A 4,325-nucleotide genomic window follows, 5' to 3' on the forward strand; every position below is an offset into this window, starting at 1 on the left:
CGCCGGGGCCGGCGCGGGCGCCGGGGCGGGTGCCGGAGTCGGCGCAGGCATCGGAGCCCCGGCCTTCGGCGTGTTGTCGCCGGCCGCCGCGATCGCCAGCATGTTGAGCAGCTTCGTCACCGAAGCCTGCGAGATCGCCGTCACCGACGAGGACGGGTCGGCGTTGATGGCCTGGAACTTGAGGTAGGTCTTGTCCTCGTAGATCTCGTTGAGGTGCTTGAGCTCGGCCAGCGTGAACTTGGTCGCGTATTCCTTCGACAGGCCCTCGACCATGATGCCGCTCTGCTTGTCGAACTCGGCCATCAGCTCCTTGCGGACGGAGTCCGACTTGTCGTCCGGCATCGCGGCGACGGTCTTCTCGAGCGCGGCGTCGAAGCCGGTCTTCAGGTTCTTGATCAACGTCTTGCTGACGAGCGTCTTGGCCTCGGCGACCTTGTCGGCCGCCTCGTCCGCGCGGGCGGCGATGGGCAGGGCGAGCGCGGTCGTCAGGCACAGGGTGGCGAGAAGGCGGGTCATCGTTTCTCCCAAAGGTTCGTGTCGTCCCCGCCGTTTCCCGGCACGGGTCGGGGCCGGCTCTAGCAGCGTTCGCGCCGAATAGGGAACGCGCCGGCCGGTTCGAGACCGCGTCAGACCCGCTCGATGATCGTCGCCGTGCCCATGCCGGCGCCGATGCACAGGGTCACCAGGGCGCGCTCCTTGCCGGTGCGCTCCAGCTCGTCGAGCACGGTGCCCAGGATCATCGCGCCGGTGGCGCCGAGCGGATGGCCCATGGCGATGGCGCCGCCGTTGACGTTGACCTTGGCCGGATCGAGGTCGAACGCCTGCTGAAAGCGCAGGACCACGGCGGCGAAGGCCTCGTTGACCTCGAACAGGTCGATGTCGGAGAGCTGCATCCCGGCCCGCGCCAGCACCTTCCTCGTCACGTCGACCGGGCCGGTCAGCATCAGCGCCGGATCGGAGCCGATGTTGGCGAAGGCGCGGATTCGTGCACGCGGCTTCAGGCCCGCGGCGACGCCCGCCTCTCGCGAGCCGATCAGCACCGCGGCGGCGCCGTCGACGATGCCCGACGAGTTGCCGGCATGGTGGACGTGGTCGACCGCCTCGACGTCCGGATGCGCGTCGACCGCCACCGCGTCGAAGCCGCCCATCTGGCCCATCTGCACGAACGAGGCCTTCAGCTGCCCGAGCGACTGCATGTCGGTCGCGGGCCGCATGTGCTCGTCGCGGTCGAGCAGGGTGATGCCGTTCACGTCGCGCACCGGCACGACCGAATCCTTGAACAGGCCGTCGGCCCAGGACCTGCCCGAACGGGTCTGGGACTGCACGGCGTAGGCGTCGCAATCGTCGCGGCTGAACCCGTACTTGGTGGCGATCAGGTCGGCGGAGACGCCCTGGGGCATGAAGTAGGACTTGATCGCGATCGCCGGGTCGACCGGCCAGGCGCCGCCCGAGGCGCCGAGGCCGACGCGGCTCATCGACTCGACGCCCCCGCCCACCGTCATGTCGTGCTGGCCGGCCATGACCTGGGCGGCGGCGAAGTTGATCGCGTCGAGGCCCGAGGCGCAGAAGCGGTTGATCTGCACGCCCGGCACGTGGTTGCCGTAGTCGGCGACAAGCGCCGCGGCGCGGGCGATGTCGCCGCCGGCCTCGCCGACCGGGTCGACGCAGCCGAGCACCACGTCGTCGACCTTCCGGGTGTCGAGGCCGTTGCGGTCCTTGAGCGCGCGCAACGCCGTCTCGGCCAGGCGGAGCGCCGTGACCTCGTGCAGCGAACCGTCCGGCTTGCCGCGGCCGCGGGGGGTGCGGACGTGGTCGTAGATGAAGGCCTCGGTCATGGCGTTTCCCTTGATTTTTCCTGCTTGCGCAGCCGCACCGCGAACCCTCTCCCCTCTGCGGGAGAGGGTGGCCCGCGAAGCGGGTCGGGAGAGGGGAGCGCGTTGTCAAGAGAGGTCGCTCCCCTCTCCCGACCCTCGCTGACGCGAGGCCCACCCTCCCCCGTTCCAGGGGGGGAGGGAAGAACTCCCTCAGAACGCCTCGGCCGGCAAGGCCATGGTCGTGTCCGCGCCGGCCTTGACCCGCCCGAAGCGCATCGCGGTCTCGGGCAGCACCCGCTCCATGTAGAACCGGCCGATGGCGAGCTTGGCCTCCATGCGCTCCGGCCGCTCGGCCTTCTTGGCGTTCGCCGCCTTGGCGATCTTGCCCCACATGTAGCCCATCGCGACGAGGCCGAGGAGATGCATGTAGTCGGTGGCGCCGGCGCCGGCGTTGTCCGGCTTCGAGAACGCGTTCTGCATGAACCACATGGTGGCGCCCTGCAGGTCGTTGAGCCCGGCCTGGAGCGGCCCGGTGAAGGGTTTCAGCGCCTCGTCCTCGCCGTTGTCCTTGATGAAGGCCTGGACCTCGCCGAGGAAGGTCATCATCGCGCGGCCGCCGTCCTTGGGCAGCTTGCGCCCGATCAGGTCCATCGCCTGGATGCCGTTGGCGCCCTCGTAGATCATCGCGATGCGGGCATCGCGCACGAACTGCGACATGCCCCATTCCTCGATGTAGCCGTGGCCGCCGAACATCTGCTGCGCCTCGACCGCGTTGGCGAAGCCCCGGTCGGTGAGCACGCCCTTGACCACGGGGGTGAGCAGGCCGAGCAGGTCGTCGGCGGTCTGGCGCTCCTTCGCGTCCTCGGAGCGATGCGAGATGTCGGATTGCAGCGCGGTCCAGAGCATCAGCGCGCGCGCCGAATCGTTGAAGGCGCGGATGCCCATCAGCGTGCGGCGCACGTCGGGGTGGACGATGATCGGGTCGGCGGCCCTGTCCGGCGCCTTCGCGCCGGTGAGCGAGCGGCCCTGCAGCCGGTCCTTCGCGTAGGCAACGGCGTTCTGGTAGGCGACCTCGGATTGGCCGAGGCCCTGCACGCCGACGGCGAGCCGCGCCTCGTTCATCATCACGAACATCGCGTTGAGGCCGCGGTTCTCCTGGCCGACGAGCCAGCCGGTGGCGCCGTCGTAGTTCATCACGCAGGTCGAGTTGCCGTGGATGCCCATCTTGTGCTCGATCGAGCCGCAGGACACGCCGTTGCGCGCGCCGACCGAGCCGTCCGCGTTCACCAGGAACTTCGGCACCACGAAGAGCGAGATCCCCTTGGTGCCGGCCGGCGCGCCCTCGATCCGGGCGATGACGAGATGGACGATGTTCTCCGACAGGTCGTGCTCGCCCGCCGAGATGAAGATCTTGGTGCCGGTCAGCGCGTAGGAGCCGTCGCCGTTCGGCACGGCCTTGGTCTTCAGGAGGCCGAGATCGGTGCCGCAATGGGGCTCGGTGAGGTTCATGGTGCCGGTCCAGGCGCCCTCGACCATCTTCGGCAGGTAGGTGCTCTTCTGCTCGTCCGAGCCGTGAACCAGCAAAGCCGCCATCGCCCCCTGCGTCAGGCCCGGATACATCCCGAGCGCGAGGTTGGCGCCGGAGGCGAATTCCTGGATCGCGGTGTTCAGCGTGTGCGGCAGCCCCTGGCCGCCGTATTCCTCCGGCACCGACAGGCCCATCCAGCCGCCCTGGGCGTAGGCGTCGTAGGCCGCCTTGAAGCCCTTGGGCGTCGTCACCGAGCCGTCGGCCCGGCGGAGGCAGCCTTCGAGGTCGCCGACGCGGTTGAGCGGGGCCAGCACCTCGTCGGCGAGCTTGGCGCCCTCGTTCAGCACCGCCTCGACCATGTCCGGCGTGGCCTCGGAGAAGCCCGCGAGGTTGGCGTGGTTGTGGAAGCCGAGCACGTCGTTGAGGAGGAACAGGGTGTCCTCGACCGGGGCGCGATAGCTCGGCATGTGTCGATCCTCCAAGGGGGCGGAGGCCCTGCCCAGTCCGTCGCGGAGCGGTAGGTCTCTCGATAGTTCATATATAAACTATCCCGCCGTCCGGGGGCAAGAGGGGTGCGGCCGGGTTCCGCGGTTTCGACCGATGCAACCCATGTTCGACCTCTTAACCCGGTGTTTACCAAGAAAGTTAATGGTCCTGGACAACCGATCCGAGGACCGCGTTCCGGACACGTCGCAAGCGTGCGCGAACGTGGCCGGGGCCCGGTGCCGAACGCCGCCGAACGCAGGCCCGATGATGACCCGAACCGCGACGCCGAGCTTCGACAACTTCGATCCCGACGTGCTCGATGCTGCCCGCGACGTGGCCCGCCGCGCCGGCGTCCCGCTGGAAACGTGGATCGCCTCCGTCGTGCCGGACAAGGCGAAGGCGGGCTCGGTCAAGGCGGCCGCGAAGTCCAGCACGAAGGTGCCGCGCCGCCCCGCCTCGGATCTCGGGACGTCCCGGCCGGCCGCACAGGCCGCGCC

At 69.4% G+C, this 4,325-nt stretch carries 4 protein-coding genes; 1 reads left to right on the forward strand and 3 read right to left on the reverse strand.

The genetic code is table 11. From position 1 onward, the window contains the following. From FV230_RS25300 to FV230_RS25310, 3 genes are all read right to left on the reverse strand, one after another. On the reverse strand, positions 1 to 516 hold a 516-nt coding region (locus FV230_RS25300; RefSeq protein WP_246694997.1), incomplete at its 3' end, for a hypothetical protein. A gap of 110 nt (positions 517 to 626) precedes the next feature. Then, positions 627 to 1,835: an acetyl-CoA C-acetyltransferase gene (locus FV230_RS25305; protein ID WP_147728814.1), complete on the reverse strand. Its 1,209-nt coding sequence runs from the start codon at positions 1,833 to 1,835 to the stop codon at positions 627 to 629. 189 nt (positions 1,836 to 2,024) lie between these two features. Beyond that, a complete protein-coding gene (locus tag FV230_RS25310) occupies positions 2,025 to 3,809 on the reverse strand; it encodes an acyl-CoA dehydrogenase C-terminal domain-containing protein (protein WP_147844357.1) in 1,785 nt (594 codons plus the stop codon). A gap of 286 nt (positions 3,810 to 4,095) precedes the next feature. On the opposite strand from FV230_RS25310, the gene FV230_RS25315 reads away from it, so the two are divergent. Continuing rightward, positions 4,096 to 4,325: hypothetical protein (locus tag FV230_RS25315; RefSeq protein WP_246694998.1), on the forward strand; the 230-nt coding region annotated here is incomplete at its 3' end.

The organism is Methylobacterium sp. WL6 (assembly GCF_008040095.1).
GTDB lineage: Bacteria > Pseudomonadota > Alphaproteobacteria > Rhizobiales > Beijerinckiaceae > Methylobacterium.

Coding starts and splice junctions, on each gene's coding strand:
- FV230_RS25305 (WP_147728814.1), bottom strand. CDS start 1,835: ATGACCGAGGCCTTCATCTACGACCACGTCCGCACCCCCCGCGGCCGC.
- FV230_RS25310 (WP_147844357.1), bottom strand. CDS start 3,809: ATGCCGAGCTATCGCGCCCCGGTCGAGGACACCCTGTTCCTCCTCAAC.